We start from the raw sequence: 26,141 nt of genomic DNA on the forward strand, positions 1-26,141 counted from the left end.
CAACCTCAACAATGCCATTGTTAATGGTAAAAAAACCGTTGAAGGGGAGATGGGGACTGAAGGGGAAATTTTCAAGCGGAGGCCCCAAAAAGCGCCTCCGTTTGGTTAAAAACGAATCTTGTGCCGACCGGCAAGGGAGTGCGACAGCGTGGTGCCGTCAACCATCTCCAGCTCGCCGCCTACCGGTACGCCGTGGGCGATACGGCTGGCTTCTACGCCATACTGCGCGCAGAGTTCGGCTATGTAGTTAGCGGTCGCCTCTCCTTCCACCGTCGGGTTGGTGGCGAGGATCACTTCCTGCATTGATTCGTCGCGCAGACGCTGCTCCAGACGATCGAGCCCGATATCATCCGGTCCGATGCCATCAAGCGGCGACAGATGGCCCATCAGGACAAAGTAGCGCCCGGAAAACTGCCCGGTCTGCTCAATGGCGTAGATGTCTGCGGGGCTTTCCACCACGCAGATCTGGCCATTTTCACGGCGGCGCGGATTGCTGCAAATATTGCACACCTCCTGCTCGGTGAAGGTGCGGCAATCGGCACAGTGGCCGATTTCCGACATCGCGCGCGTCAATGACTGCGCCAGACGCATCCCGCCGCTACGATCGCGCTGAAGTAGCGTAAACGCCATGCGCTGCGCTGACTTCGGGCCAACGCCCGGCAGACAGCGCAATGCTTCCATAAGCTGAGTTAACAGCGGGCTGGTTTGCATCAGAATGGCATCTTAAAGCCAGGCGGCAGCTGCATGCCGGAGGAGACGGAAGCCATCTTCTCTTTCTGGGTCTCTTCAATACGGCGCGCCGCATCGTTGAACGCCGCAGCGACGAGATCTTCCAGCATATCTTTGTCGTCTTCCAGAAGGCTCGGATCAATCTCCACGCGACGGCAGTTATGCGCACCGTTGATGGTCACTTTCACCAGACCTGCGCCGGATTCACCGGTCACTTCCAGCTGCGCGATCTCTTCCTGCATTTTCTGCATTTTGTCTTGCATCTGCTGGGCCTGCTTCATCAGGTTACCCAGGCCGCCTTTTCCACCAAACATAGGCTTCTCTCTCAGTAAGTCATCGTTAAGGATGCTGACCGCAAGTCAAACTTGCAATCAAATGGGGCGAATACTCTCTTCATCCAGATCCGCATCGAAGAACCGGCGCAGCGTCTGAATGTTGTTATCCGCAATAATCGCTTCGCGCGCTTGCGCGAGCTTCTCTTCATAAATTGCCTGCCGCCACTCCAGCGGCGTGCGCATCGCAGGATTATCGTCTTCCACGATGGTCAATTCAACCGGTGAACCGTACAACACGCCGAGCGCTTCGGCCAACTTTTGCTGCGCGCCGGCGGAATTGAGATGCCGCTGGCTCGGACGCAGATGCAGACAGATACGATTACCGTCCTGCTCTTTCCACGCATTCAGCGCCACCTGCTCGACCAGCTTCGGCACCGCCAGCTGATTAACCTCTGCCGCCCAGCCGTCGCGTTCGACCGCTTCCAGCGCCAGTTTTGCCGCCAGCTCCGGCGTTTTTTCATGCTCCAGCGCTTTCTTCAGCGCCTTCGGCGTCGCGACCTCTTCTTTCACCGTTTCGACAATTGTCGTCGCTTTCCAGCGATAGGCTTCTTTTTTGGCCGGAGCCTTTTCCTGCACCGCAGCAACGGCCGGACGAGCCTGCACGCGCTCGGTTATTGAACTCAGTCGCTCCAGCGCAGCGTTATTCACCGGCCGCGCGCGGGATGCGGCTGCCGGTTCACTCTTTTTTGGGGTGGGTGCTCCCTGGCTACGCTGCAGCTGGCTGCGTGCCGCCAGAACCTGACTGGTGGTTTGCGGTAGATTCTGCGGCGGCGGCTGTACCGGCGGAGCAGATACCGGCGCCGCCTGCACAGGCGCGGCCAGCGTTGCCGGTAGCGGCTTCACCTCCGGTTCCGGCAGCGGCGCTTGCGGATGGAATGCCAGCGCACGCAACAGCGTCATTTCCACACCCATGCGCCGATCCGGCGCATACGGCAGCTCTTTGCGGCCAATCAGGAGCGTCTGATAGTACAATTGTATATCGGTGGGCGGCACGGTGCGCGCGAGTTCACGCATACGCAGCTCCACCGCGGCCATATCGGCGCCCAGCGCCGAAGGAGAGAGCTGGACCATCGCAATCCGGTGCAGCAGACTCTGCATTTCAACCAGCAGCGCTTCCCACTCAACGCCGCGGGAGGCCGCTTCGTTAACGCCCGCCATGACGCGTTCGCCATCGGCCGCCACCAGCGCCTCAATCAATGACAGCGCCTGATCGTCGTCGAGCGTGCCGAGCATGGTACTGACCGACTCCGCCGTCAGACGACCATCGCCGCTGGCAATCGCCTGATCGGTCAGGCTTAAGGCATCGCGCAGGCTGCCGTCCGCCGCGCGCGACAGCAGCTGCAGCGCGCGGGACTCAAAGGTAATCTGCTCTTCGCCGAGAATATGCTCAAGCTGATGGCGGATCTGTTCGACATCCAGCGCCTTAAGATGGAACTGCAGACAGCGCGACAGGATCGTCACCGGCAGCTTCTGCGGATCGGTGGTCGCCAGCAGGAATTTGACGTGCGCAGGCGGCTCCTCCAGCGTTTTTAACAACGCGTTGAAGCTGTGGCGCGACAGCATGTGGACTTCATCGATCAGATAGACCTTAAAGCGGCCACGGGCCGGCGCATACTGGACGTTGTCCAGCAGGTCGCGGGTGTCTTCGACTTTGGTACGGGAAGCGGCATCAATCTCAATCAGATCGACAAAGCGCCCCTGCTCTATTTCGCGGCAGTTATCACACACGCCGCACGGCGTGGCGGTAATACCGGTTTCACAGTTCAACCCTTTTGCGAGCAAACGCGCGATGGAGGTTTTCCCCACGCCGCGGGTGCCGGAAAAGAGATAAGCGTGATGAATGCGCCCTAACGATAAGCCGTTCGCCAGTGCGGTCAGCACATGTTCCTGGCCGACGACGTCAGCAAAGGTTTGTGGGCGCCATTTACGGGCTAAGACCTGATAACTCATGGGCTGGCTCTGAAACGCTGGAAGGTGAAATCACGAGGGGGTCATGCTATCACAGCCCCGCTCAATCAGCGAGGCTATGTGGCGGGATTTGCTTAGTGACCCGGGAACGGGACCAGGCTATAGCAGTTGATTCCCAGTTTTTCCAGGCGCTGCTCGCCGCCCAGATCAAACAGATTGATCACAAAGGCGGCGTCGTGCACTTCGCCGCCCAGACGGCGAATCAGCTTCACGGTTGCATCGATGGTGCCGCCGGTCGCCAGCAGATCGTCAACGACGAGAACTTTATCGCCTGCGGTGATCGCATCGACGTGAATTTCCAGCTGATCGGTACCGTATTCCAGCTCGTAGCTCTCCGCAATGGTTTCACGCGGCAGCTTGCGCGGTTTACGTACCGGCACAAAACCCACGCCCAGCGCCAGCGCCACCGGAGCGCCAAACAGGAAACCACGCGCCTCAGTGCCCACCACTTTAGTTATGCCGGCGTTTTTATAACGCTCGGCCAGCAGCTCAATGCACAACGCATAGGCTTTCGGGTCTTCGAGCATGCTGGTGACATCGCGGAAAAGAATACCCGGTTTCGGATAGTCCTGAATGCTTTGGATGCTGTTCTTTAGATATTCAAGCTGCTGTGCAGTTGCGGTCATAAGTTTATGCCTGATAAAAACGGTGTTACTCACGGGCAGGCCAAACGGGTCAAAGAAACATTTGATTAACCTTTGACCAGGCGTGCCCGCGCTCGAAAACGCTCGAATTTACTGTCTGTAAGCGACAATTGCAACACTCATTATGGTGCATCAGTGCTTTTGTTGCGTCGCGTCAACAACCGGAATACGCCACATAAATATCAACAGGCAGGCCAGAATCACCAGCAGCATGATGCGAACCCACGTAAGCTTAACCAGCCACAGCGACACGGCGAAGGTCAGCACAATCATCACAATCGCCCGCGGCTTGGCACCAGGCGGCATCGCACGATATTGCTGCCAGTGACGAAGATAACCGCCGAACCAGGAACGATGCAGCAGCCAGTGGTGAAAACGCGGTGAAGAGCGGGCAAAACACCAGGCCGCCAGCAAAATAAACGGGGTGGTCGGCAATAAAGGCAAAAAGACGCCCAGCGTCCCCAGCGCTACCGCCAGCCAGCCTATGATGATTAAAATGATACGTGGCATAATGCGAATCGTTATCAAGCAGATATGGCTACTGTAGCACAGTTGTCTATCAGCGTAGGGAGGAGTTATTTGAAAACAGCCCGGCTTTTACACACGCTGGAAAATCAGTTGGCCCAACTGGCCGCGCAGGTTGCGCCGCTGGCGCATCATGCTACGCTCAGCGCCCGCTTCGATCGCCAGCTGTTCCGTACTCGCAGCACGCTGATGCAGGACTGTCTCGAGGAGGCGCAGCAGCACTTTACTGAACTGCGGCAGGCCGTTGAGCAGCAGCAGCTTCCGCAGGTCGCCTGGCTGGCGGAGCGGCTGGTGGCGCAAGTTGCCGCCCTCAGCCGGGAGGCGGCAACCTGGCCACTGCGTAGCTGGGACAGCGCCTCGCCCGGAATAAACCGCTGGCAGCGGCGGCGGCTTCAACATCAGGAGTACGAACGACGACTGCTGGCGATGCGCAACGATCGCCAGCGTCAGCTGGCGCAGGCGACGACGCTTGAGGAGCAGCAGCGGTTGGCGAAAGAGGTCGATGCCTGCGCCGCGCGTTTAGCACGCTGTCGCGATGCGCTGGAAAAAATAGAAGGCGTGCTGGCACGCTTAACACGCTAAGAAGGAGTCACTATGTCGCTGGAAAACGCCCCGGATGAGGTCAAGCTGGCCGTTGATTTGATTATGCTGCTGGAAGAGAACCAGGTGTCAGCGCAAACCGTGCTGGGGGCGCTGGAGATCATTAAACGTGACTATGAAAACAAACTCAATCGCACCGGGCAGACGTCAGGTGAAGCGGATAAACGCTAACCGACGGCGCGTCAGAAACGGGGCGGCGCACTGGCCGCCCCCGCTGAGTCTTACCCGATAGCCGGAGACGGATCGTCTCCTTTGACCTCACGCTTGAGCTCCGTCACTTCATCCCCTTTTTCGTTACGCAGATGGACTTCCAACTGGTTGAAGGCGATGTTGATGTCGTTTTCACGGCACAGGCGGTCGATCGCGCGGTTCAGTTCATCGACGGTATAGCTGCGATCGCGCAGTTCGCGCACATATAAACGCAGCTCATGATCCAACGTGCTGGCACCGAAGGTGGTAAAGAAGACCGATGGCGCAGGCTCCTGCATCACTTTCGGATGCTCATGTGCCGCCTGCAGCAGAACTTCCTTGACCTTATCCAGATCGGAGCCGTACGCCACGCCGATGCGGATCACCACACGGGTTACGGTATCGGACAGCGACCAGTTGATCAAACGCTCGGTCACAAACGCTTTGTTCGGGATGATCACCTCTTTACGGTCAAAGTCGGTAATGGTCGTGGCGCGAATGCGGATCTTGCTGACGGTACCGGAGAAGGTGCCGATCGTCACCGTATCGCCGATGCGCACCGGGCGTTCGAAGAGGATAATCAGGCCGGAAACGAAGTTACCGAAAATCTCCTGTAAACCAAAGCCCAGACCAACCGACAACGCGGCCGCCAGCCACTGCAGCTTGTCCCACGAGACGCCCAGCGCGCCAAATACCGTCATCGCACCGATGGCGATAATCGCGTAGTTGAGGATCGAGGTAATCGCGTAGGATGTCCCCTGGCGCATGTTGAGCCGAGAGAGGATCAGCACTTCCAGCAGACCCGGTAGGTTGCGGATCAACGCCCAGGCGACCATGGACGCGACGATCGCAAACAGCAGGCTTCCCATCGTCACGCTTCTCACCACGCTGGCTCCTGCTTCGGTGCCGTTGTAGTGCCACAAGGTAATACTGTCGAGATAGGCGAATACGGTGATGAGATCGGACCAAATCGCCCAGAACACAACGCCAAACAAGGCGACCATCACCAGCATGGTAATACGCAACGTTTGTTGGTTGACCTGCTCCAGCGCAATTGTCGGCTCTTCCTGCGGTTCAGCCCCTTCAGCCCCCTCTTTGACCATATGCTGGCGACGGGCCAGCGCACGCCGCCAGGCGATACGTCGTGCGGCAACGCTCAGGCCGCGCAAAACGGTCTGGTACAGCAGATTCCACAGCATCACCAGGTAGACGGTTTCAATCCAGCGACCGGCCAGACGCAGGGTGGTATAGAAGTAGCCGGTGGCCGTCAGTACCATCAGCGCGACAGGCACAATCGAGAGAACGGTGACGGTGAGAAGACGCAGGCTGTGCGACTCTTTATCACGCCAGCTCTCGCGACACATCGGCCACACCAGTACCGCGATCAGCAGCAGATTGAGGAAGATAACGAACTGCCCCAGCACGTCATCCATCAGATTCAGCGGCGACAGTTCAGAGACCACCGACCAGAAATTCAGCGGCAGCAGCGCCAGGCTGACGCGCACAATTTGCCGACGCCAGTGGCTGGTCAGCTGCGGTGGCATATTAAAGTGGCTTACCGCCACACCGTCTTTTTCCAGCACCTTCCAGCACAGACCAAACACCAGCCAGAACAGCGCCAGTTTTTTACTGTATGCCCACAGCAGTTCGCTGATGTTCAGCTGCATCGTCAGCAGAATCAGCCCTACCGCCAGAATCAGCAGCACGACGGGCAGTGCGCGGATCAGGTCAATCAGAATCGCTTTGGGCGTATGGAGCTGCGTGTCGTTACGCAACTGGCCGACCTGCGAAGCCAGCCGGGCCTGGTAATTACGTAACCACTGCAGGCGCCAGCGAATCAGGCCCGCAATCAGCAGCAGCGGCAGACCGGCAAGGAAGGCAACAAACACCGCCGGCCACGCTTTCTCCCAGTTTACGGTGATTTTCATCGCCTTAAACTGCCCTTTCAACGCTTCCGGGAAGGATTTAATCCAGTCCCAGTCCATCGGTTTGTTGCTATTCACCCAGAAAATCTGCTGGGTCAGAATGGCTTTCAGGTTGCTTGAGACGCTCATTAACTGCTGCTGGTTGATCTGCAGGTTAATCGCCATCATCAGCTGATTGCCGAGCTGCTTGTTAAACTGGTCGAGCAGTTCGCGGCGCATATCCACGACGTCCAGCAGGGCATTATGGACGTCAGGGGTCACTTCATTACTGTGACCTTCTTCCAGTTTGGCGACAAACGCATCGCTCTGGAACAGCGCATCACGTTGCTGGTTGACCTCAAACTGTTCAAGACGCAGATCGGCAATACGGTTGGTCATATCCTCCAGCTCGTCCGCCGACGGTAGCGTCTGCTGCTGCTGGTAAAGGATGCGTGACAGTAACAGGCTCCCTTTGAGGACTGAAATCTGCTCTTTGATATCACGTTCAGATTGCAGCGCCCGATCGAGCCAGTTTTTCACTTTGATGTTGCGCTGCACCAGCTGATTGCCGTTCTCGGTCGCCGCAATGAGCTTCTGACTCAGCTGATGGTTAATATCCAGCTCTTGTTTGACCAGCGGGTTGGACTGGATACGCGCCGTCTCATCCGGCGTGACCGCTTCCTGAGCGGTTTTTTCGGTTAGCGTCAGGCGCTTGCTGTTAACCGCTTCCTGCAGCAGCTGCAGCTGATGTTCGAGACGATTGCTGTTGGCGCTGACGTAATCACGTTGCTTTTGCAGCGTATCCTGCAACACGGTGTTGCCTTCGAGGCTCTTGCGCTGCTGCTCAATTTGCGCGTTAAGCAGAGCCTGCTGCGCCAGCAGCAGGCTCTGCTGGCTCGGACGCAGGGCTTCGTCACCCGTGGTGGTGGTGCCGTTCAGGCGGTTGCGTATCTGCTGTAGCTGCTGGGAAGCCGCATACATCGCATTTTGCACGCGTTCCGGCTGGGTTTGCAGGGAGACCAGTTGGCTGTTGTAGGTCGCCAGATCGTTTTGCGCGGTTTGCAGATCGTCCAGCGTCTGGGAGAGACGAGATTCCAGCTGCCGCAAAGAGAGCGTGCTGAGCGTTTTCCGCGTCACCTCATCATCAGACACCTCGCTTAACGCGTTCAGGCTATCGACCGCCTGACGCATCTTGGCTGGCGCCTGCTCAACCTGTTGCCGCAGCTGAGTCGTTTCCGACTTAATCCGCTCGATTTTATCGAGTGCTTCAAGGGTCTGCACCAGGTCTTGCTGAACCAGCTTGTCCTGTGGCGTCAGTTCCTTTTGCTTATTTAGCGTATTAAGTTGATTCTGAATATCAGATCGGTCAGGGACATCGGCAGCCAGAGCTTGATTCACGCTGAGACAGCCGATAAATAACAACAGTACAATTACAAAAGCGGAAGTGGCATTTCGCCAACGGATAGTATGCAGCATAGTGTTAACATGAGTGGTTGCAATAGCCGGAGAATACCGGGGGTCGTCGCAGACCGCAGAATAGCACTTCTGCCATCGCACGAATAGCGGCGACTATCAGCAAACACTCACCTTTTTTATTTTGCCGGGAGCGTTAATTCCTGACCTCTGAGGGCGCCCGGAGCGTAGGGCAAAACTGATACATTTCGAGAAGAATGGCAACATAGTCGCGCGCTTCTTTTTCAAGATCGAATGAATCCGGCGCAAAGAGCCAGTTTTCCATCAGACCGGAGAGATAGCTGCGCATTAAAACCGCCGCCCGGCGGGTTAACAAATTGGCCGGCAGCATGTTGGCCGCAATGCACTCCTTTAGCGTGTGTTCAATACGTTCGTAGCTCTCAAGACACAAGCTGCGCTGCGCTTTCTGAACCACCGCCATCTCACCGACAAACTCACATTTATGGAAGATAATTTCCATCATTAGCCGCCGCCGCTCTTCTGTCACCGTGGCTTCAAGAATATGAACTAAGATCTCCCTGACAACTGACAGTGGATCGTTGGGGAATTTTGCCCGATACTCAACTTCAAGATCGCTAATACTTGCGTCCGACAACACCCATATTTCATTAAATAAATCTGATTTATTCTTGAAATGCCAGTAGATAGCCCCCCTCGTTACCCCGGCAGCTTTTGCAATTGCTGCCAACGAGGTAGATGATACGCCTTGCTGCGAAAACAAACGCAGAGCAACATCCAGAATGTGTTGCCGGGTTTCAAGTGCCTGTTGTTTGGTTTTTCGTGCCATAGGTCGATGAGTTTATAGAGGTTGCGTTTACATACATTTATGAATGTATGTACCATAGCATGACCATAATAGAAACACAGTAGTGGGTTTGTGGTCGTTTGAGCCACTGAACAATTTGAAATTGGACACTCGAGGTTTACATATGAACAAAAACAGAGGGTTAACGCCTCTGGCGGTCGTTCTGATGCTCTCAGGCAGCTTAGCGCTAACAGGATGTGACGACAAACCGGCTCAGCAAGGAGCCCAGCATATGCCGGAAGTCGGTATTGTGACGCTCAAATCCGCACCTCTGCAAATCACCACTGAGCTACCGGGCCGCACCAGCGCCTACCGTGTTGCAGAAGTCCGTCCTCAGGTAAGTGGCATTATTCTGAAACGTAACTTTACGGAAGGTAGTGACATCCAGGCTGGCGTGTCCCTTTATCAGATCGATCCGGCAACTTACCAGGCCAGCTATGAAAGCGCAAAAGGCGACTTAGCCAAAGCACAGGCGGCGGCTAATATCGCGCAGCTGACGGTTAAACGTTATCAGAAACTGCTCGGCACCAAATACATCAGTCAACAGGATTATGATACTGCCGTCGCCGACGCGCAGCAGAGCAACGCTGCGGTTGTGGCCGCGAAAGCCGCTGTGGAAACGGCGCGTATTAACCTGGCTTATACCAAAGTGACTTCACCTATCAGCGGGCGAATTGGTAAATCCGCCGTGACCGAAGGTGCACTGGTGCAGAATGGTCAGGCTACTGCGCTGGCAACCGTTCAGCAGCTGGACCCTATCTATGTTGATGTGACCCAGTCGAGTAACGATTTCCTGCGTCTGAAACAAGAGCTGGCAAACGGAACGCTGAAACAAGAAAACGGCAAAGCCAAAGTCGAACTGGTTACCAACGATGGGCTGAAGTATCCGCAGGGCGGTACGCTGGAATTCTCTGATGTCACCGTTGACCAGACCACCGGCTCTATCACTTTACGCGCCATCTTCCCGAACCCGGATCACACCCTGTTACCTGGGATGTTCGTCCGCGCGCGTCTGCAGGAAGGGACTAACCCGGATGCACTGCTGGTTCCACAGCAGGGCGTAACCCGCACGCCGCGTGGTGATGCCAGCGTGATGGTTGTCGGTGAAGGCGATAAGGTCGAAGTTCGTCAGGTCACGGCAACGCAGGCGATTGGTGATAAGTGGCTGGTCACCAGCGGAGTGAAATCCGGCGATCGCGTAATTGTCTCCGGACTACAAAAAGTCAAACCAGGCGTGCAGGTTAAAGCGCAGGAAGTAGCCTCTGACGATCAACAGCAAGTTGCCAGCAACGCTCAGTCAGAACAAACCAAGTCTTAACTTAAACAGGAGCCGTTAAGACATGCCTAATTTCTTTATCGATCGCCCCATATTCGCATGGGTGATCGCCATAATCATCATGCTTGCCGGGGGATTGTCGATCCTGAAGCTGCCTGTCGCGCAATATCCAACGATTGCGCCACCGGCGGTCTCGATCACCGCAACCTACCCTGGCGCTGATGCAAAAACGGTGCAGGATACCGTGACGCAGGTTATCGAACAGAACATGAACGGTATCGATAACCTGATGTACATGTCCTCCAACAGTGACTCAACCGGTACGGTACAGATTACCCTGACCTTCCAGTCTGGTACGGATGCGGACATCGCGCAGGTACAGGTGCAGAACAAACTGCAGCTCGCCATGCCGCTGCTACCGCAGGAAGTACAGCAACAGGGCGTGAGCGTGGAGAAATCCTCCAGCAGCTTCCTGATGGTTGTCGGCGTTATCAACACCAACGGCACCATGACGCAGGAGGATATCTCCGACTACGTTGGCGCCAACATGAAAGATGCGATCAGCCGTACGTCCGGTGTGGGTGACGTTCAGCTGTTTGGTTCCCAGTACGCGATGCGTATCTGGATGGATCCGAACAAACTGAACAACTACCAACTGACGCCGGTCGATGTGATCAGCGCGATTAAAGCCCAGAACGCCCAGGTAGCAGCCGGTCAGTTAGGCGGTACGCCGCCGGTGAAAGGCCAGCAGCTGAACGCCTCTATCATCGCGCAGACCCGTCTGAAATCCGCTGACGAATTCAGCAATATTCTGCTGAAAGTGAACCAGGACGGTTCGCAGGTTCGTCTGCGTGACGTGGCGAAAGTTGAGCTTGGCGGTGAAAACTATGACATCGTCGCGAAGTTTAATAACCAGCCGGCTTCCGGTCTGGGTATCAAACTGGCAACCGGCGCCAACGCCCTGGATACGGCTAACGCCATTCGCGCCGAGCTGGCGAAAATGGAGCCGTACTTCCCGTCAGGCCTGAAGATTGTTTACCCGTATGACACCACGCCGTTCGTGAAAATCTCGATTCATGAAGTGGTTAAAACGCTGGTCGAAGCGATCATCCTGGTCTTCCTGGTGATGTACCTGTTCCTGCAGAACTTCCGCGCCACGTTGATTCCAACCATCGCGGTACCGGTAGTCTTGCTGGGTACATTCGCCATCCTTGCCATTTTTGGCTTCTCGATAAACACCCTGACCATGTTTGGTATGGTGCTGGCGATAGGCCTGCTCGTCGATGACGCCATCGTGGTGGTGGAAAACGTCGAGCGTGTCATGGCGGAAGAAGGTCTGCCGCCGAAGGAAGCGACCCGTAAATCCATGGGCCAGATTCAGGGCGCACTGGTCGGTATCGCGATGGTGCTTTCTGCGGTATTTATCCCGATGGCCTTCTTCGGGGGTTCAACGGGTGCGATTTATCGTCAGTTCTCCATCACCATCGTTTCGGCGATGGCGCTGTCGGTGCTGGTTGCATTAATCCTGACCCCGGCGCTGTGCGCCACGATGCTGAAACCTATCGCTAAAGGCGGTCATGGCGAGCACAAAGGCTTCTTTGGCTGGTTTAACCGCATGTTCGATAAGAGCACGCACCATTACACCGATAGCGTAGGTAACATTCTGCGTAGTACTGGTCGTTACCTGGTGCTGTATCTGATCATCGTCGTCGGAATGGCCTGGCTGTTTGTCCGTCTGCCGAGCTCGTTCCTGCCCGATGAAGATCAGGGCGTATTCCTGAGCATGGCGCAGCTTCCTGCCGGTGCTACCCAGGAACGTACGCAGAAAGTGCTGGATGAGATGACGGACTACTACCTCACCAAAGAGAAAGCCAACGTCGAATCCGTGTTCGCCGTTAACGGCTTTGGCTTCGCGGGTCGTGGTCAGAACACCGGTATTGCATTCGTTTCTCTGAAAGACTGGAGCGAACGTCCGGGCAGCGAGAACAAGGTTGAAGCGATTACCGGTCGTGCGATGGCCCGTTTCTCGCAGATTAAAGATGCGATGGTCTTCGCCTTTAACCTGCCGGCTATCGTTGAACTGGGTACCGCAACCGGCTTTGACTTCCAGCTGATCGACCAGGGCGGTCTGGGTCATGAAAAACTGACGCAGGCACGTAACCAGCTGTTTGGTGAAGTGGCGAAGCACCCTGACCTGCTGGTCGGCGTTCGTCCGAACGGCCTGGAAGATACGCCGCAGTTCAAGGTGGATATCGACCAGGAGAAAGCGCAGGCGTTAGGCGTTTCTATCAGCGACATCAATACCACTCTGGGCGCAGCCTGGGGCGGTAGCTACGTCAATGACTTCATCGACCGCGGTCGCGTGAAGAAAGTCTACGTCATGTCCGAAGCGAAATACCGTATGCTGCCGGAAGATATTGGCAACTGGTATGTTCGCGGTAGCGATGGACAGATGGTGCCGTTCTCAGCCTTCTCCACCTCACACTGGGAGTATGGTTCGCCGCGTCTGGAACGCTATAACGGTCTGCCGTCGATGGAGATCCTCGGTCAGGCGGCTCCGGGCAGAAGTACCGGTGAAGCGATGACGATGATGGAAGAGCTGGCCAAAAAACTGCCTACGGGGATTGGCTATGACTGGACCGGTATGTCCTATCAGGAACGTCTGTCCGGTAACCAGGCGCCAGCGCTGTATGCCATCTCGCTGATCGTGGTATTCCTGTGTCTGGCGGCGCTGTATGAAAGTTGGTCGATACCGTTCTCCGTTATGCTGGTTGTCCCACTGGGGGTTATCGGCGCACTGCTGGCGGCAACGTTCCGTGGTCTGACGAACGACGTTTACTTCCAGGTCGGCCTGCTGACCACCATCGGCCTGTCGGCGAAGAACGCGATACTTATCGTAGAATTCGCCAAAGACCTGATGGATAAAGAAGGCAAGGGTCTGATTGAAGCGACCCTGGAAGCGGTACGTATGCGTCTGCGTCCAATCCTGATGACCTCACTGGCGTTTATCCTCGGGGTTATGCCGCTGGTCATTAGTTCCGGCGCAGGTTCCGGCGCGCAGAACGCCGTAGGTACCGGCGTCATGGGCGGGATGGTGACGGCAACGGTTCTGGCTATCTTCTTTGTTCCGGTCTTCTTTGTGGTGGTTCGCCGCCGCTTCGGCAAGAAATCGGAAGACATTGAGCACAGCCATCCGACTGAGCATCATTAATCTCTCCACTGAGGGCCGCGTTAGCGGCCCTTTTTTTCGTCTGCGCCCCTGCCCGCTTCAGGATTCGTTGAGGAAATTTTCCGGATAGCGTATATTGAAACGCACGCATTGCTACGGTTTACTTTGCATCCTGATATACAATTTCTGGCGATAAGCTTTTACTTTGTTTTTATCAGATTATTCTTTTCCCGGTTTACCCTTATCTTAACTAAGAATATTCTTAACCCTGGTGTTATCCGGGTTTGAGATCTGGTGCCATAGAAAAGAGCATGCTAAATCAATGATCCATAAGCTTTGCTTTCGTAGAGTCACCACATTGATTGCCCTGGCATAATAAGTTCAGATATTTTTAAGATAAATTAACGGCGATAATTGTAATTTTTCGTAATAGCACGGTGAAATCTTTTTGAGAGTGGATTATAGTTAAAACAACAGGATTACAATGTATGTGTCAGGTCTGTTAGTCGTGTTCATCCCACAACGGTGCTTGTTAGTCGTCGTTTAAACCACTAAAAAGGGGATGCGTTATGGACGAATACTCGCCAAAAAGACATGATATCGCGCAGCTTCGATTTCTTTGCGAAACCCTGTATCATGACTGCCTTGCAAACCTGGAAGAGAGTAACCACGGGTGGGTGAATGACCCGACGTCGGCTATCAATCTTCAACTTAATGAATTGATCGAACACATAGCCACGTTCGCGCTTAATTATAAAATTAAGTATGCTGAGGATAATAAACTGATCGCTCAGCTGGACGAATACCTGGATGACACTTTTATGTTGTTCAGCAGTTATGGCATTAACACGGCCGATCTACAGAAATGGCGCAAATCGGGAAATCGGTTATTCCGATGTTTTGTCAACGCCAGCCGGGAAAATCCGGCAAGTCTTTCTTGTTAGTATTATTACAATCAAAAGGTGAAGTTATGTCTGGTGAACCATTAACCAAAACAGACTATTTGATGCGCTTACGTCGCTGTCAGACAATTGATACGCTGGAACGCGTAATTGAAAAAAACAAATATGAACTTTCAGATAACGAACTGGCTGTATTTTACTCAGCGGCCGATCACCGTCTTGCTGAATTGACCATGAATAAACTCTACGACAAAATCCCGACATCGGTGTGGAAGTTCATTCGCTAATTCATTTCACCTGTCAGTCAGACGGTTAACCGGGTCCTCCCCTGCCTTGGGTATAATTGTGATATTACTCGCATAAGTCACCAAAGTGCGCTCGTGAAACCGGTTTCTTTTTTATACTGTGACGCCTACCTACCTTAATCAGGAAAGCATCATGAGTGAAGAGAAACGTAAAATGATCGCCGGTGAACTGTATCAGGCCGGTGATGCCACGCTACGGGCAGACCGCCTGCGCGCCAGGCAATTGCTGCATCGCTATAACCATTCGGCTCCGGACGAGCGCGAATGGCGGAAAATATGTCTGACGGAACTGTTTGGCCGGGCAAGCGATGCTTATATTGAACCCACTTTCCGCTGTGATTATGGTTACAATATTTTCCTCGGCACCAATTTCTACGCAAACTTTGATTGCGTGATGCTTGATGTCTGTCCGATTCACATCGGTGATAATTGCATGCTGGCGCCCGGCGTCCATATCTATACCGCCACACATCCATTAGATGCCGCCGAACGCAACAGCGGCAAAGAATACGGTAAACCCGTTACTATCGGCCACAATGTGTGGATTGGCGGTCGGGCGGTCATTAATCCCGGGCTGACGATCGGCGATAATGCCGTCATTGCATCCGGTGCCGTAGTCGTGAAAGATGTTCCGGCCAATGCTGTGGTCGGTGGCAACCCGGCACAAATCATTAAGATGCTGACAGCGGAAAAAGCGTAACTGTTATGCTTTTCTGCAACTGATCTGTTACTTTCCCGAGAGATTCCCGCAACATAAAATAGCCTTCAGGCTAAGCCTTAGCAGAATTCGGGGACCAAGATGACAGAAATACAGCAACTGCTGACCAACACGATTGATGAGCTCAATGTGAAAGAGAAGCGCGACAACCGTCCGCGCTTTAGTATCAGTTTTATTCGCAATCATCCGTGGCTGTTCGTAGCAATGTACGCCGCGTTCCTGGCGACGTTCGTGGTCATGCTGACATCGGAAACGCTGGCCGATTCGGTTTGGCTACTGGTGGTTCTGTTCGCCCTGTTAAACGGCTTCTTCTTTTTTGACGTCTACCCGCGCTACCGCTACGAAGATATCGATGTCCTGGATTTTCGCGTTTGCTACAACGGGGAGTGGTACAACACGCGATACGTCCCTCAGCAGCTGATCGAGCGCATTATGCAGTCCCCCCGCGTGGCCGGCGAGCAGAAAACCCAGCTACAAAAAATGGTGGCGACCAAAGGTGAACTCTCGTTCTACGATATCTTCAGCCTCACCCGCGTCGATACCGCTCAATAAGACGATTCAACGTCCGCACCGCAGGGCCAAAATGCGAAGCGGACGTATTGCCATATCCCAGCACCAGCCCGCTTCGCGAGCGTCGAGTATCAAGGTAAAAGCGGCTTAATGCCGCCGGTGCTTGTTGATACTGTCGCGCCTGCTCCACCACCGCCCCATCGTCTATCCCGTCAATGGCCACCGTCAGGTGCAGTCCGCCCTCGCCACCGAGAATAGCAAAAGGTTGCGTCAGCTCCGCCGCCAGCACCTCGTGGAGCTGCTGCTGCCGCCGGCAATACAAGCGCCGCATCGCCGCCAGATGACGCGCATAATGCCCCTCTTCGATAAACAACGCCAGCGCTCGCTGCTCAGCCCGGTGCCCCCCGCGCAGCAGCGATCCCACGAATCCCTGAGCGGCTTGCGCCAGGGCGGGAGGCATCACCACGAAACCAATGCGCAGCGCCGGAAACAGCGTCTTGCTGAAGGTGCCGATATAGACCACCGGCGCCTGCTTCATCATCCCTGACATGGCCGGAACAGGTTCACCGCTGTAGCGAAACTCGCTGTCGTAATCATCTTCAACGATCCATGCATCATGCTGGCGGGCATATTCCAGCAGCGCCAGACGCCTGCCTGCGCTCATCACCGCGCCACAGGGATACTGATGCGAAGGAGAGGTAAAAATCAGCCGTGGCGGCGGGTTATTGTCCAAGTCCGGACGCATCCCTTCACCGTCAACCGGCATCCCTTTTATCTGTAACCCGGCTTTCATAAATACGCTCTTCGCGCCGGGATATCCTGGCTCTTCAACCCATACGGTGTCACCCGCCACGCTCAGCAGATGGGTACACAGGTTGACCCCTTCGAGCGCGCCTTCGGTGATCACGATTTGCCGGGCGTCGCAGCGGATCCCGCGAGATAACGCCAGATGGCGGACAATCGCTTCCCGCAGCGCGAGTTCTCCCGCCGCCTCTCCGTAACCCAGCAGCGCGCTGCCCTCATCACGCAGCACCTTGTCGAGCAGCCGCCGCCAGAGCGGTAAAGGAAAATAGTTAATCGCCGGCGTGCCGGGAGTGAATGCCAGCGTCGGCGAATCGCGACGGGTGCCGGGAGGTAGTGCGAGCAGCCGCTCCGGCAGCGCAATGGTCAGCGGTAGCCCCTCTCGCTCACCGGAGGCGATCAGCGTCGCCACATGCGTTCCCTGACGACTGCGCTGCAGGTAGCCTTCCATGGCCAGCTGCTCTAGCGCCCCGTTGATCGTATTACGCGACAGATTGAGCCGCGTGGCGATAGCTCGTGAACCCGGCAGCCGGCTACCGCCTGCCAGCGCCCCTTGCAAAATCGCCTCGCGCAGCGCGCGATACAGCGTGCGCTGAAGGGTTTCATGACCTCGCCGGGACAAGGTGTGGTCCAGTAGTGTGAAGAAGGCATCATCAGGAATATTCATCGCGGCTCCTCGTGGCACCATCAAAACATACCCTGATGGCTCTTTTTATGGAACCAGTAAAACTTTAGTCTCACTGCATTCCCCCCAGATAAGGAGCCTCCATGCATCAACATAATTCGTTCGGACAACCCGTTGGCCAGGCGCTGCCCGACTGGCAGCCGCGCCCGTTTCCGCAACGTCAAATTCTACAGGGACGTGACTGCCGCCTGGAGCCACTGACTTCCGCTCACGCCAGCGCGCTCTTTGCCGCACATCAGCTGGCCCCGGATACCCGGAGCTGGACGTGGTTATTGCGCGAACCGGACAGCTGCGTGGAGACGTTCAGCACCTGGATAGCCAGCGTGGAAAAGCTCAGCGATCCTCTCCATTTCGCCGTAGTGGATGAACGGACCCAACAGCCCGTCGGCTCCCTGGCGCTGATGCGTATCGATGCCCAAAATGGCGTGATCGAAGTCGGACACGTGCACTTCTCGCCGCTGCTCAGTCGGACCGCAATGGCGACGGAAGCCCAGTGGCTTCTCATGCGCTATGTCTTCGACACGCTCGGCTATCGCCGCTATGAGTGGAAATGTAATAGTCTGAACGAACCTTCGCGCCGGGCGGCGCAACGATTGGGATTTCACTTTGAGGGGCGGTTTCGTCAGGCGTTAGTAATAAAGGGCCACAACCGCGATACCGACTGGTTTTCGATAATCGACAGCGAGTGGCCGCTGATTGATAAGGCGATGCAGCGATGGCTGGCCACCGGGAACTTTAGCCCCGATGGTCAGCAGCGTGCCACGCTGGAGAGCTTCCGCGCATCGGCAGTTTAGCGTCTCTTCTTGCGTCCCTGCACGGCTTTAAAGCGAGGATTGCTTTTGCAGATAACGTACAGCCGCCCTTTGCGTTTCACAATCTGACAGTCAGGGTGGCGCTGTTTCGCACTGCGCAACGAGTTGAGTACCTGCATTCTTAGTTCCTTTTAGCATCAATAAAGCCGCCGAAGCGCTGGCGGAAACGTGCAGTGCTGCCTTCGCTGTTGAGGGCTTTCTGCTTACCTGTGTAATACGGGTGCGATTTGGACGACACATCGAGGGTGACATAAGGATAGGTCACCCCATCCAGTTCAATCACGCGCTCGGTCTTGATTGTCGAGCCCACTTTAAAATATTCATTCACGCTGGTGTCATGGAACACAACGGTACGATAATGCGGATGGATATTGTCTTTCATGATAACCTCAATAGATATGTTATAACATAACAATAAGGTTACGCCGCAAAAAAACAAAGATCAACCATGAGAAGCTCGGGGATGAAAAATCGAGCGGCGCAAACCGCCCGTGAGAGATTAAGGATTCAGTTGATGAGCAAGTGCACGCAGCTGTTCTGCAATGGCCTGTAGGTCTTTCCCCTGCTCCGTTTTTGGCCCGGTGGAATGACGCACTACCAGCCGGGCTGGCAGGATTGAAGAGGTATGCGAGGTTTCGCTATCGCCGCTATCAAGAATACGGCGTACGGCCTCTTTCCCCTGTAAATCCAGATCCAGCGACACGGTCGTCAGCGCCGGGTAGAAGAATGAGCTTTCATACGTATCATCGTAGCCAATTACCGACTTCTCACCGGGAATCGGCACCTGATGCTGGTGAAACGCGCTCAGTACCCCCAGCGCCATCTGGTCATTCCCCACCAGCACCGCCGTAAATTTCGGCGTCTCACGCAGCATCTGCAGCGCGCCCGCATAGCCGCTCTGCGCGTCCCAGTTACCGCGAATCACCGTCACCGGCTGTAGCCCGTACCCTGCCAGCGTCTCTATCCAGCTCTTCAGGCGCAATTTTGCCGAGACGGAGCTTTCCGGCCCGGCCAGCAGCGCAATCTCCCGATGGCCCATTTCATACAGATATTTGACGCTCGCGCGGGTGCCGTCAGCCGGATTAAACGAAACGTTAAACACGGAGCTGTAGGGATCGACATCGAGAAAGAGACAAACGATATCATCGTTGTCAGCCGCGATTTTCTGGGCCTGTTCGGTCTCCAGAGGCACGTTGATGATCACCTTATCAACCAGCTGGGACTTCAGCTCATTGATAGATTCCTGAATACTTTGATTGACGCTCTCATCAATCATAGAAATTAACACCTGATAACCTTCCACATTCGCATAGCGTTTTACCGCTGCGGCGACCTGAGAAGGCGCGTGCAACGACAGTGAAATCGTCACCAGACCGACGGTCCGACTTTGCTTGCCCACCAGCTGTTGAGCCAGGCGGTTAGGGACATACCGCAACAGCTCAATGGATTTCTCCACCTTACGACGCGTGGCCTCGGATACATTAGCAGATTTATTGAGCACCCTGGACACGGTCTGATAGGAGACGCCTGCATGACGCGCGACATCTTCTAAGGTTGCGCTTTTCGACTTCATGGTCCGGTTCCTTATGTTGTTATCCCTGGATTGTAACAGGGGCCATTTAAAAAAACGCGCCCTGCAACGTTACCATGCTAAAAAATGACAATAAAAGTATTACGCTCACAATACATCAAATTGTGAATGGACTCACTAACCGTAACAAATTGCGCCATTTTATTTGCAGTTAATCACACTATCACGATCATTAAATTGCCTGAAGTTACGTTTAGGCATTTCATGACATCGTTAATGTGAACGTAATACAAAACAATAAGAGGATAGACATGAACACTACGCTGCGCACAGTCTCTGTTGCGTTGGCCGCCGCGCTGATTTCACCATCCGTGCTCGCGGCTTCCGCCTCTGTTCCTGGAATTGATTTTCATGGTTATATGCGTGCCGGGGTTGGGGTCTCCGGGGATGGCAGTCTGGCCGAATGGCAAAAAAACAAAATTGGTCGTCTGGGTAACGAATCCGATACCTATGGCGAGCTGGAGTTGGGTTCTGAGGTGTATAAGAAGGATGACGTCAGCTTCTATCTCGATAGCATGGTCAGCATGGTCTCTGACGGTTCTAACGATAACGAAACCACCCTCAATGACGACGCGCAGTTTGGCCTGCGTCAGCTGAACCTGCAAATTAAAGGCCTGATCCCCGGCGATCCTAACGCGGTAATTTGGGGCGGCAAGCGCTACTACCAGCGCCACGATCTGCACATCATTGATACCAAATACTGGAACATCTCCGGTTCCGGCGCCGGGATCGAAAACTATAGCTTAGGCCCAGGCGCCGTTTCACTTGCCTGGATCCGCGGTGATGCAAACGACGTCGATTACCGCGTCGATGGCGACAGCAACGTCAATATCAACTATGTCGATCTGCGCTATGCGGGCTGGAAACCGTGGTCCGGCGCCTGGACCGAATTTGGTATCGACTACGCAATGCCTAACACCACCAAAAAACAGGATAGCTACGGTGGGCTGTACGATGCCGATAACGGCGTGATGCTGACCGGTGAAATCAGCCAGGATATGCTGGGCGGCTACAACAAGCTGGTTCTGCAGTATGCAAATAAAGGGCTGGCGCAGAACATGGTCTCCCAGGGCGGCGGTTGGTACGACATGTGGAACTATGTCAACGATGCCACCGGCTATCGCGTGATCAACACCGGTCTGATTCCGATTACCGACAAATTCTCGATTAACCATGTGCTGACCTGGGGCTCCGCCGACGACATCACCGACTATACCAACAAAACGCGCTTACTCTCTCTGGTCGCACGCGGACAGTATCAGTTCACCGAGTATGTCCGTTTGATTGGCGAAGTCGGCGGTTTCTACCAGAAAGACAGCTATAAGAACAATACCGACTACAAACAAGCCGGCGAGAAATACACCATTGCGCTGGGTCTGGCCGATGGCCCGGACTTTATGTCACGCCCGGAATTACGTATTTTTGCCTCCTATCTCAATGATTCCGAGAATGGCAAACCGTTTGAAGATCAAACCGCCAGCAATACGTGGAACTTCGGTGTTCAGGTCGAAGCCTGGTGGTAAAAGTATTTTTGTTATCTGAACGTGTTTTATCTCCAGCTGTAAGGTCGTAATTACCCTCCGGTAATGATTATTGCCATTGTTGTCTTTGTCTTGTTTTCGGGATAACTCTATATGGAGTTATCCCTTTTTATTTATTACTTTTATTTCCGGCTAGTAAAATGCTCATCTAATAGTTGACGCAGGGTGTCAGACTGCTTGCCGAAAATAGCGTGAACCTGTTGCCCGAGAATAATTACGCCCAGCGCCCCTTGCTGCTGTAGCGCCTGAGAATCGACAATCGCCAGATTATTAACCGTGACCCGCAAACGCGTAATACAGGCGTCGACATTAACAATATTCCCCTCCCCACCAAACGCCTGAATGAGATCCTGTAGCTGTTGCTTTTCAACATCACTTAACGGCACCGGTTGGCGAGGCTGGGCGAAATAATGCAGAAAGGATTTTAAACTGACCATCATGCACTCCTGATAATATCAAGGTAAAAAAAAGCCTGCTCGCAGGAGCAGGCTCAGATAACGCAGTGATTAGGCTTTACGACTGAGAATACGGCAGTCCCACGCCGTTAAGGTCAACGGCGCGCTAATGGCCGCGCCGGATAGACTGTCCTGATAACCCTGCGGCAGGTTTACGCTGTGCTGCTGCGCGCTGTAGTTCTGCAAGAAAACATAGGTCGTTTCGCCGTCGGTGCGTGCCGTGGCGACCACGCCCGGCGGAAGCTCACTCTCTATCGCCCGCGGTAAGGCCAGCTCCCGGCTGATGACCGCGAAGAGATCGCGCTGGAAAGCCAGGTCGTTGCGTGAGGCGACATGCCATGCCTTCCCCTTGCCAAAATGATTCACCGTAACCGCCGGGCGGCCGGCGTAGAAATCATCACGATAGGTTGCCAGCGGTCGGGCGCTTTCGGCATGAATCAGCTCGCACAGATGGCGTACCTGATACGGCCCTTGTAACCCGCCTTCATTGCCTGCCAGCCCCTGAACCAGATTGCGCTCGCCGTCATTCAGACAATCAATCTCCTCCGCCCAAATGCCCAGCAGGTTGCGCAGAGGCCCCGGGAAACCGCCAAGATGACAAAGATCGGACTCATTAACGATTCCCGTCCAGTAGGTAGTCACCAGATGGCCTCCGCCGGCGACAAACGCTTCGGCGCGCCCGGCAAAGCCGTCGCGAACCATATACAGCATCGGGGCGATAACCAGCTGGTAGGCGCTCAGGTCACCATCGGCATCGATGATATCGACCGCAATACCCTGCTCCCAGAATGGCCGGTAGTGTTCATTAACGGTATTTTCATACTCCATACCGAGATTACGCGGGCCCTGCGCATCATCCAGCGCCCAGCGGTTTTGCTGGTCAAAGATAATTGCCACTTTGGCATCGGTACGACAGCCAACCACGCCAGGCAGGCGACTGAGCATCTCACCCAGCCGGCTCACTTCGCGGCCGACGCGGGTATCCAGATGACCGACGTGGTCAATAACCGCACCGTGGAATTTCTCCACCGAGCCACGGCTCTTACGCCACTGGAAATACTGAACAGAGTCTGCGCCGTGGGCGACAGCCTGCATTGAGGAGAGAATATGCATCCCCGGCTTTTTCAATTTACTGGTCGGCTGCCAGTTGGTGGCGCTCGGCGTTGATTCCATCAACACAAACGGCTTGCCGCCTTTCAGGCTGCGCATCATGTCATGGTACATCGCGGTATAGCAGGCCAGCGTGGTTTCATCTTTGTCGCGATGCCACATCGGATAGCTATCCCAGGAGATGAAATCCAGCGCCTGCGCCAGCTGCCAGTAGTCGTAATCGTAGAAATACTCCATGAAGTTGGTTGTCACCGGCAGGTCAGCATTCGCCGCCTTCAGCGGGGCAATCTCATGGCGGCAGAAGTCGGTGACCTGCGCCGTGTTGAAGCGACGCCAGTCGAGGTTCAGCCCGTGAATGGACACTTCCCCCTGCGGTGCCGGTGATTCAATCTGCGACCAGTCACTGTAGGTGTGGCTCCAGAAGGTGCTCCACCAGGCGTGATTGAGGTTTTCCAGCGTCTGGTAGCGCGCTCTCAGCCAGTCGCGAAACCGCGCCTGACAGCGTTCACAATGGCAATCTCCGCCATATTCATTGGAAATATGCCAGCCGAGCACCGCCGGATGCTGTGCGTAACGTTCCGCAAGCAGGCTGTTGATTTTAAAAACCTTCTCCCGATAAACCGGTGACGTCATACAGTGGTTATGCCGTCCGCCGTGCAGCGCCGGTACCCGGTCGCGTCCCACCCGCAGCACCTGCGGATAGGCCTGCGACAGCCAGGCCGGGCGCGCGCCGCTTGGCGTAGCCAGAAACACGTGAATACCGGCGGCAAACAGCTTATCCAGAATGCTGTCCAGCCAGCCAAATTCAAATACGCCTTCCTGAGGTTCAAGTTTGGCCCAGCTGAAAATCCCCACCGACATGACATTGCATTTAGCCTGCTGCATCATGGCAATATCTTGATCGATAATACCGGGATAATTCTCCCACTGCTCCGGGTTATAGTCAGCGCCATGCAATAATGCATTGACCTTCGGACTCAAAGGCGCAAATTTATTCATAATAAACATCCTGAAGTGTAAAACTTAACGATTAATTAAAGACTTTCGCTGAAGGTAATACTTTCCCCTGGCAATCAAACAACGCCTGATTTTCCCGGGCATTACCCTGTTTCCATTCATCGTGGATATATTTCATGCCCGCTGGCGTGGCCCAGGTATTTCCCGGCACGGCAATCCAGGTCGGTTCCCAATAAAAAATACCTTTCCCGCGCTGGTCGGGAACATCGGCAACGGCCTGCATTAAATCGTGAATATAATTATATTGTCCCTGTACCGTGGCCGGATAACCGCCCTCTTTTTCTTCTTTGGCCTGGAAACTGTTTTCTGCGCTATCGCAATTTTCCAGGGTATAGGCATAGGCGGCCTCCACGACTATCACATCTTTGTTATAGCGCCGGCTGATATCATCCATATTCGCTTTCAGCGCACCGATCGGGCCGTTCCAGTAGGTGTACATCGACAGGCCGATGATGTCGTACGGTACGTTGCGCTTGCTGATTTCATCAAACCACCAGCGGAAGGTATCGTTCTTCGTACCTTCAGCCAGATGAAGCATGATTTTCACCTGTTCGCCATTCTTCAGATTCTCTTTCAGGCCGTCGATGGCCGCATTCAGCAGACCCGCCAGACGGTCAAATTCGCCGCCGCCCTGCCCCCAGCTTTTGCCTTCCGGCCACAGCATGCCCCCGTTGATCTCATTGCCAATCTGCACCATATCCGGCAGAACGCCTTCCTGCTTAAAGCGGGCGATGGTGTCACGGGTGTAGTCGTGGATAGTCGTTTTCAGCTGCGGATAATCCATTTTTTCCCAGGCCTTCGGCTTGAATTGTTTACCCGGATCAGTCCAGAAATCGCTGTAGTGGAAATCCAGCAGTAGCTTCATGCCCTGCGCTTTTGCCCGCTTCGCCAGCGCCAGCGTTGCCGCCAGATCGTTATCACCGCCGCCGTAGCCCTGACCCTGCGCATCTTTCGGGTCAACCCACAGGCGCAGGCGGACATAGTTCACGCCATCGGCTTTCAAAATGGCGATCGGATCCTGCAGCTGGTTGTTGTGGTTATAAAACTTTGCCCCGTGCTTTTCCGCATCCAGCAGCGTGGAGATATCTGCGCCTTTAATAAAATCCGCAGGCATCGCGCGAAATGCGCGCGTTTGCAGCGCCTCGGCAGCCAGAGCAGAAGGGGAAAAACTGCATGCCAGACAAACAGCAAGCAACGCGGGTGTTAATCTTTTCATGGGGTTATCCTTTTGTACTGCCAGAGGTCAGGCCGGAAACAAAGTATTTTTGTAATGCCAGGTAGAGAATCGCGACCGGAACGGCAATCAGCACCGCGCCTGCCGCGTAGGTGGTGTAGCTGGCGCCCATTTTTTGCGCGACCAGGTTGTACAGGCCGATCGGCAGCGTGTATTTGTCCGGCGTACGCAGGATGGTGCTCGACAAAATAAAATCGCCCAGCGGACCGGTAAATGAAAACAGCGCCACCACCGCGAGAATCGGTTTTGACAGCGGCATGATTATCTCGAAGAAGATACGGAAGCTGCTGGCGCCGTCCATTCTTGCCGACTCATCCAGATCTTTCGGGATCGCGTCGAGATAGCCCTTCATCAGCCAGGTATTCATCGGGATCATGCCGCCAACGTAGATCAGCACCAGCGCCAGATGGCTGTTGATCAGCCCCAGCAGCTGCGAGAGCACGAAGATCGCAATCAGCGCAGAAAACTGCGGGATCATCTGCAACAGCAGGAACAACATCAGCCCGTTCTGCCGCCCTTTAAAGCGAAAGCGGGAAAAGGCGTAGGCGGTAAAACTGACGCTGATTAAAGTCAGCACCATGGTCATGAAGCTGATTTTCATCGAGTTCCAGTACCAGGTCAGGTAGTTCACATTGCCGTTGAACAAGTCGGCATAGTGCTGGAATGACAGGTTCTCCGGAATAATCGAGGTGCTGAGCAGGCTGTTTCCGGCATTCAGCGACGCGCCGACGGTCCAGACCAGCGGATAGATAATCACCACCGAGACCAGGATAACAATCAGCCAGGTGAGTGACAGGCGAATCCACTTTTCGCGTTTAATACTGGGTGATTTAGCCATGTTGC

At 54.7% G+C, this 26,141-nt stretch carries 25 protein-coding genes, 1 pseudogene and 1 other annotated feature; of the genes and pseudogenes, 10 read left to right on the plus strand and 16 right to left on the minus strand.

The annotated features are described in order from the left end of the window. Window positions 1-105 precede the first annotated feature (105 nt). From recR to GRPL_RS01840, 5 genes are all read right to left on the minus strand, one after another. Window positions 106-711 carry a recombination mediator RecR gene (gene recR / locus GRPL_RS01860; protein WP_004858810.1) on the minus strand — a complete coding sequence of 202 codons (606 nt, stop codon included), beginning with the start codon at window positions 709-711 and terminating at the stop codon, window positions 106-108. Then, on the minus strand, window positions 711-1,043 hold the full coding sequence (locus GRPL_RS01855) for a YbaB/EbfC family nucleoid-associated protein (protein ID WP_004858807.1): 333 nt from the start codon (window positions 1,041-1,043) through the stop codon (window positions 711-713). Before GRPL_RS01855 ends, recR begins: the two co-directional genes overlap by 1 nt. A gap of 57 nt (window positions 1,044-1,100) precedes the next feature. Beyond that, complete coding sequence (gene dnaX, locus GRPL_RS01850; RefSeq protein ID WP_032689197.1) at window positions 1,101-3,014, minus strand: DNA polymerase III subunit gamma/tau; 1,914 nt, start codon at window positions 3,012-3,014, stop codon at window positions 1,101-1,103. Then, window positions 1,707-1,771: a sequence feature (DnaX frameshifting element), on the minus strand. Its footprint overlaps the gene before it by 65 nt. A 92-nt stretch (window positions 3,015-3,106) precedes the next feature. After that, complete coding sequence (apt, locus tag GRPL_RS01845) at window positions 3,107-3,658, minus strand: adenine phosphoribosyltransferase (RefSeq protein WP_032689198.1); 552 nt, start codon at window positions 3,656-3,658, stop codon at window positions 3,107-3,109. A 150-nt stretch (window positions 3,659-3,808) separates the two neighbouring features. Further along, window positions 3,809-4,186 carry a DUF454 family protein gene (locus GRPL_RS01840; protein ID WP_032700679.1) on the minus strand — a complete coding sequence of 126 codons (378 nt, stop codon included), beginning with the start codon at window positions 4,184-4,186 and terminating at the stop codon, window positions 3,809-3,811. 69 nt (window positions 4,187-4,255) lie between these two features. Between GRPL_RS01840 and priC the strand changes: the two genes are divergently transcribed. Together priC and rsmS are read left to right on the plus strand one after the other, a co-directional pair. Beyond that, entirely contained in the window at window positions 4,256-4,783 is a 528-nt protein-coding gene (gene priC, locus GRPL_RS01835) for a primosomal replication protein N'' (RefSeq protein WP_032689200.1), read from the plus strand. A gap of 12 nt (window positions 4,784-4,795) precedes the next feature. Further along, entirely contained in the window at window positions 4,796-4,972 is a 177-nt protein-coding gene (gene rsmS, locus GRPL_RS27295; RefSeq protein WP_049264627.1) for a pleiotropic regulatory protein RsmS, read from the plus strand. Between the two features lie 50 nt (window positions 4,973-5,022). On the opposite strand, the gene mscK is transcribed toward rsmS, so the two are convergent. Beyond that, a complete protein-coding gene (gene mscK / locus GRPL_RS01830; protein WP_032689201.1) occupies window positions 5,023-8,370 on the minus strand; it encodes a mechanosensitive channel MscK in 3,348 nt (1,115 codons plus the stop codon). Between the two features lie 133 nt (window positions 8,371-8,503). Then, entirely contained in the window at window positions 8,504-9,154 is a 651-nt protein-coding gene (gene acrR / locus GRPL_RS01825; protein ID WP_032689202.1) for a multidrug efflux transporter transcriptional repressor AcrR, read from the minus strand. Window positions 9,155-9,296: 142 nt separating this feature from the next. Here acrR and acrA point away from each other — a divergent pair, with 142 nt between their 5' ends. From acrA to maa, 5 genes are all read left to right on the plus strand, one after another. After that, window positions 9,297-10,490: a multidrug efflux RND transporter periplasmic adaptor subunit AcrA gene (acrA, locus tag GRPL_RS01820; RefSeq protein ID WP_032689203.1), complete on the plus strand. Its 1,194-nt coding sequence runs from the start codon at window positions 9,297-9,299 to the stop codon at window positions 10,488-10,490. A gap of 22 nt (window positions 10,491-10,512) precedes the next feature. Further along, window positions 10,513-13,659: a multidrug efflux RND transporter permease subunit AcrB gene (gene acrB, locus GRPL_RS01815; RefSeq protein WP_032689204.1), complete on the plus strand. Its 3,147-nt coding sequence runs from the start codon at window positions 10,513-10,515 to the stop codon at window positions 13,657-13,659. A gap of 527 nt (window positions 13,660-14,186) precedes the next feature. Continuing rightward, complete coding sequence (gene tomB / locus GRPL_RS01810; RefSeq protein ID WP_004858785.1) at window positions 14,187-14,561, plus strand: Hha toxicity modulator TomB; 375 nt, start codon at window positions 14,187-14,189, stop codon at window positions 14,559-14,561. A gap of 26 nt (window positions 14,562-14,587) precedes the next feature. Beyond that, on the plus strand, window positions 14,588-14,806 hold the full coding sequence (gene hha / locus GRPL_RS01805; RefSeq protein ID WP_004858783.1) for a hemolysin expression-modulating protein Hha: 219 nt from the start codon (window positions 14,588-14,590) through the stop codon (window positions 14,804-14,806). Between the two features lie 151 nt (window positions 14,807-14,957). After that, a complete protein-coding gene (maa, locus tag GRPL_RS01800) occupies window positions 14,958-15,524 on the plus strand; it encodes a maltose O-acetyltransferase (protein ID WP_032689205.1) in 567 nt (188 codons plus the stop codon). On the opposite strand, the pseudogene GRPL_RS28620 reads toward maa, so the two are convergent. Further along, window positions 15,496-15,594: pseudogene (locus GRPL_RS28620) on the minus strand (hypothetical protein); the annotation flags it as partial. The gene maa and the pseudogene GRPL_RS28620 sit on opposite strands and share 29 nt — an antisense overlap. 29 nt (window positions 15,595-15,623) lie before the next feature. Here GRPL_RS28620 and GRPL_RS01795 point away from each other — a divergent pair. After that, on the plus strand, window positions 15,624-16,094 hold the full coding sequence (locus tag GRPL_RS01795) for a YlaC family protein (protein ID WP_004858780.1): 471 nt from the start codon (window positions 15,624-15,626) through the stop codon (window positions 16,092-16,094). On the opposite strand, the gene pdxR is transcribed toward GRPL_RS01795, so the two are convergent. Beyond that, window positions 16,069-17,520, minus strand: a complete 1,452-nt coding sequence (gene pdxR / locus GRPL_RS01790) for a MocR-like pyridoxine biosynthesis transcription factor PdxR (RefSeq protein WP_032700680.1) — start codon at window positions 17,518-17,520, stop codon at window positions 16,069-16,071. The genes GRPL_RS01795 and pdxR overlap by 26 nt on opposite strands. 101 nt (window positions 17,521-17,621) lie before the next feature. On the opposite strand from pdxR, the gene GRPL_RS01785 reads away from it, so the two are divergent. Next, complete coding sequence (locus tag GRPL_RS01785) at window positions 17,622-18,332, plus strand: GNAT family N-acetyltransferase (RefSeq protein ID WP_032700681.1); 711 nt, start codon at window positions 17,622-17,624, stop codon at window positions 18,330-18,332. Here the strand turns inward: GRPL_RS01785 and ykgO are convergent. The 3 genes from ykgO to GRPL_RS01770 all read right to left on the minus strand — a co-directional run bounded on the left by ykgO (window position 18,329) and on the right by GRPL_RS01770 (window position 19,923). Further along, entirely contained in the window at window positions 18,329-18,469 is a 141-nt protein-coding gene (ykgO, locus tag GRPL_RS01780) for a type B 50S ribosomal protein L36 (protein WP_003859006.1), read from the minus strand. The two genes, GRPL_RS01785 and ykgO, sit on opposite strands and share 4 nt — an antisense overlap. Window positions 18,470-18,471: 2 nt before the next feature. Continuing rightward, on the minus strand, window positions 18,472-18,732 hold the full coding sequence (locus GRPL_RS01775) for a type B 50S ribosomal protein L31 (RefSeq protein WP_032689208.1): 261 nt from the start codon (window positions 18,730-18,732) through the stop codon (window positions 18,472-18,474). A gap of 117 nt (window positions 18,733-18,849) precedes the next feature. Continuing rightward, window positions 18,850-19,923, minus strand: a complete 1,074-nt coding sequence (locus GRPL_RS01770; RefSeq protein ID WP_032689209.1) for a LacI family DNA-binding transcriptional regulator — start codon at window positions 19,921-19,923, stop codon at window positions 18,850-18,852. Between the two features lie 269 nt (window positions 19,924-20,192). Here GRPL_RS01770 and GRPL_RS01765 point away from each other — a divergent pair, with 269 nt between their 5' ends. Beyond that, the gene (locus GRPL_RS01765) at window positions 20,193-21,464 is read left to right on the plus strand and encodes a maltoporin (RefSeq protein WP_032689210.1); all 1,272 of its coding nucleotides are present in this window, start codon (window positions 20,193-20,195) and stop codon (window positions 21,462-21,464) included. Between the two features lie 140 nt (window positions 21,465-21,604). Here the strand turns inward: GRPL_RS01765 and GRPL_RS01760 are convergent, their stop codons facing one another. The 4 genes from GRPL_RS01760 to GRPL_RS01745 form a co-directional block, all read right to left on the minus strand. Continuing rightward, window positions 21,605-21,919 (minus strand): PTS sugar transporter subunit IIB, encoded by a 315-nt coding sequence (locus GRPL_RS01760; protein WP_004858774.1) that lies wholly within the window; start codon window positions 21,917-21,919, stop codon window positions 21,605-21,607. A 69-nt stretch (window positions 21,920-21,988) separates the two neighbouring features. Then, a complete protein-coding gene (locus tag GRPL_RS01755) occupies window positions 21,989-24,046 on the minus strand; it encodes a beta-galactosidase (RefSeq protein WP_032700682.1) in 2,058 nt (685 codons plus the stop codon). Between the two features lie 31 nt (window positions 24,047-24,077). After that, window positions 24,078-25,280, minus strand: coding sequence for a glycoside hydrolase family 53 protein (locus GRPL_RS01750; RefSeq protein ID WP_032696525.1), 1,203 nt, complete (start codon window positions 25,278-25,280; stop codon window positions 24,078-24,080). Between the two features lie 4 nt (window positions 25,281-25,284). Continuing rightward, the gene (locus GRPL_RS01745) at window positions 25,285-26,136 is read right to left on the minus strand and encodes a sugar ABC transporter permease (RefSeq protein ID WP_004858771.1); all 852 of its coding nucleotides are present in this window, start codon (window positions 26,134-26,136) and stop codon (window positions 25,285-25,287) included. Window positions 26,137-26,141 lie beyond the last annotated feature (5 nt).

Source organism: Klebsiella planticola ATCC 33531 (assembly GCF_000735435.1).
GTDB classification, from domain to species: domain Bacteria; phylum Pseudomonadota; class Gammaproteobacteria; order Enterobacterales; family Enterobacteriaceae; genus Klebsiella; species Klebsiella planticola.

Excerpts from the sequence above, each read along its gene's own strand:
- recR (WP_004858810.1), bottom strand. The coding sequence starts at position 711 with ATGCAAACCAGCCCGCTGTTAACTCAGCTTATGGAAGCATTGCGCTGT.
- GRPL_RS01855 (WP_004858807.1), bottom strand. The coding sequence starts at position 1,043 with ATGTTTGGTGGAAAAGGCGGCCTGGGTAACCTGATGAAGCAGGCCCAG.
- dnaX (WP_032689197.1), bottom strand. The coding sequence starts at position 3,014 with ATGAGTTATCAGGTCTTAGCCCGTAAATGGCGCCCACAAACCTTTGCT.
- apt (WP_032689198.1), bottom strand. The coding sequence starts at position 3,658 with ATGACCGCAACTGCACAGCAGCTTGAATATCTAAAGAACAGCATCCAA.
- GRPL_RS01840 (WP_032700679.1), bottom strand. The coding sequence starts at position 4,186 with ATGCCACGTATCATTTTAATCATCATAGGCTGGCTGGCGGTAGCGCTG.
- rsmS (WP_049264627.1), top strand. The coding sequence starts at position 4,796 with ATGTCGCTGGAAAACGCCCCGGATGAGGTCAAGCTGGCCGTTGATTTG.
- mscK (WP_032689201.1), bottom strand. The coding sequence starts at position 8,370 with ATGCTGCATACTATCCGTTGGCGAAATGCCACTTCCGCTTTTGTAATT.
- acrR (WP_032689202.1), bottom strand. The coding sequence starts at position 9,154 with ATGGCACGAAAAACCAAACAACAGGCACTTGAAACCCGGCAACACATT.
- acrA (WP_032689203.1), top strand. The coding sequence starts at position 9,297 with ATGAACAAAAACAGAGGGTTAACGCCTCTGGCGGTCGTTCTGATGCTC.
- acrB (WP_032689204.1), top strand. The coding sequence starts at position 10,513 with ATGCCTAATTTCTTTATCGATCGCCCCATATTCGCATGGGTGATCGCC.
- tomB (WP_004858785.1), top strand. The coding sequence starts at position 14,187 with ATGGACGAATACTCGCCAAAAAGACATGATATCGCGCAGCTTCGATTT.
- hha (WP_004858783.1), top strand. The coding sequence starts at position 14,588 with ATGTCTGGTGAACCATTAACCAAAACAGACTATTTGATGCGCTTACGT.
- maa (WP_032689205.1), top strand. The coding sequence starts at position 14,958 with ATGAGTGAAGAGAAACGTAAAATGATCGCCGGTGAACTGTATCAGGCC.
- GRPL_RS01795 (WP_004858780.1), top strand. The coding sequence starts at position 15,624 with ATGACAGAAATACAGCAACTGCTGACCAACACGATTGATGAGCTCAAT.
- pdxR (WP_032700680.1), bottom strand. The coding sequence starts at position 17,520 with ATGAATATTCCTGATGATGCCTTCTTCACACTACTGGACCACACCTTG.
- GRPL_RS01785 (WP_032700681.1), top strand. The coding sequence starts at position 17,622 with ATGCATCAACATAATTCGTTCGGACAACCCGTTGGCCAGGCGCTGCCC.
- ykgO (WP_003859006.1), bottom strand. The coding sequence starts at position 18,469 with ATGCAGGTACTCAACTCGTTGCGCAGTGCGAAACAGCGCCACCCTGAC.
- GRPL_RS01775 (WP_032689208.1), bottom strand. The coding sequence starts at position 18,732 with ATGAAAGACAATATCCATCCGCATTATCGTACCGTTGTGTTCCATGAC.
- GRPL_RS01770 (WP_032689209.1), bottom strand. The coding sequence starts at position 19,923 with ATGAAGTCGAAAAGCGCAACCTTAGAAGATGTCGCGCGTCATGCAGGC.
- GRPL_RS01765 (WP_032689210.1), top strand. The coding sequence starts at position 20,193 with ATGAACACTACGCTGCGCACAGTCTCTGTTGCGTTGGCCGCCGCGCTG.
- GRPL_RS01760 (WP_004858774.1), bottom strand. The coding sequence starts at position 21,919 with ATGGTCAGTTTAAAATCCTTTCTGCATTATTTCGCCCAGCCTCGCCAA.
- GRPL_RS01755 (WP_032700682.1), bottom strand. The coding sequence starts at position 24,046 with ATGAATAAATTTGCGCCTTTGAGTCCGAAGGTCAATGCATTATTGCAT.
- GRPL_RS01750 (WP_032696525.1), bottom strand. The coding sequence starts at position 25,280 with ATGAAAAGATTAACACCCGCGTTGCTTGCTGTTTGTCTGGCATGCAGT.
- GRPL_RS01745 (WP_004858771.1), bottom strand. The coding sequence starts at position 26,136 with ATGGCTAAATCACCCAGTATTAAACGCGAAAAGTGGATTCGCCTGTCA.